Origin of the sequence: Microbulbifer harenosus (assembly GCF_005771435.1) — a bacterium.
Lineage (GTDB): Bacteria > Pseudomonadota > Gammaproteobacteria > Pseudomonadales > Cellvibrionaceae > Microbulbifer > Microbulbifer harenosus.
On record NZ_VANI01000040.1, the window covers coordinates 1 to 1,714 of the forward strand.

The 1,714-nt window shown below is 59.7% G+C and carries 1 protein-coding gene; it reads left to right on the forward strand.

What is annotated here, in order from left to right:
* Positions 1-629: 629 nt before the first annotated feature.
* Positions 630-1,714 (forward strand): group II intron reverse transcriptase/maturase (gene ltrA / locus FDY93_RS19185; protein WP_220446264.1); only part of this gene is annotated, 1,085 nt, incomplete at its 3' end.

Genomic DNA, 1,714 nt, shown 5'->3' on the forward strand with positions numbered 1-1,714 from the left:
TTGCGACGTGAAGTCGTATAAATTTCTGTTACACACTCTGATAAATCACAGGAGGTTATTTCTCAGAACGATGTAACCCGATGTTCTGCCATCGGTTTCCTACCGGCACATGCGTGGAGAGTAATTTCCGGGTGTGAAGCTGCCGGGACAATGTAACCTGCGGGCACAGCCCGGGAGAGAATAACCGCGAGGCATTCTCAACTCTGCCAGCACCAAGGCGGTAAGGGGCTAGGAATGGATAGTATGGTCAACTCAGGTGAACTGCTGCACTCCCGTTATGCGCAAGAAGCCAAAGGTGCTGGCAGGCTTTAACCAAAAGGTGCGTGGACAAGTTGGTGGGCTTTTAACGTCTCACCACGCAGATGTTGCTCCGCCGGGGGACAGGCAGGACCTAACCTATCCCGAGATTTATACGGAACACGATAACCCCGTATCGTACCGGGCAACCGGAAAGCGAGCCGTGAGGCAAGCTGATTATGATGCGGGTGTAGGAGGCTGGAAGAAGCGAATGCCGCGCTGTAATGACGCGGATACGGGTTCCAACTTTGCCCGGCGCGAAAGCGAGCAGACGTCCAGCTGGTGCCTCATCGCGAGAGAGGTTGGAGAACCGGTTTTGTGGGGGAAAGCAAATGACGGCGATCGTGGAGCACCCGGAGACGGACAGGCCGTGTTCCAGTGCCGGTGCGCCCCCAGCGGGAACGGCGAGCCAGACCGACAGGCCGGCAATGGCCATCGAGACAGCCCGTTACCACGTCCACCGGCTGCAGCGGCGTATCGCGAAGGCGGTTGAAGACAAACGTTACAACAAAGCCCGCGCACTGCAACGGCTTCTCACCAGCTCCCATGCTGGCAAACTGCTGGCCGCGCACCGTGTCATGCACAACCGCGGCCGCAAGACTCCCGGTATCGACGGTATCACCTGGCAGTGGCCGCAAGATCGCGCTGAAGCGATACAGTCCCTGCAGCGGCGAGGCTATCGCGCTCAGCCGCTGCGCCGCATCTCCATCCCCAAGGCCAATGGCAAGGAGCGCCCCCTGGGCATTCCCACCATGGTCGACCGCGCGGCCCAGGCCCTGCAGCACCTCGCGCTGGAACCCTGGGCAGAAGCGAAAGCCGATCGCCATTCCTACGGCTTCCGCCCCAAACGCTCGACCGCAGATGCCCTGCAACAGTGCTATATCGCCCTGTCCCGCAGAACCTGCGCTGAATGGGTATTGGATGCGGATATCAAGGGCTGCTTCGATCACCTCAGCCACGAATGGCTGCTAGCGCATATCCCCATGGATAAACACCTGCTACAGCAGTGGCTGAAGTGCGGCTACATCGATCGACAGGTCTACTACCAGACTGACGAAGGTACGCCGCAAGGTGGCATCATCAGCCCACTCCTCGCCAACATGGCTCTGGACGGACTGGAAGCTGCCATCGAGGCTGCCGTGCCCAAGAGTGGCAGCCGCGTCAATATCGTTCGCTACGCGGACGACATCGTCATCACCGGCGCCAGCCGGGAACTACTGGAGCAACAGGTAAAACCCGCTCTCGAAGCCTTCCTGGCCGAACGCGGACTCATTCTGTCTCCCGAGAAGACCCGCATTGCACATATCAACGAAGGGTTCGACTTCCTCGGCTGCAACCTGCGCAAGTACAGTGGCAAGCTGCTGACCCGGCCCGCCACGGACAAGGTCCGGGCCTTCGCAGGAAAGATCCGCACCCT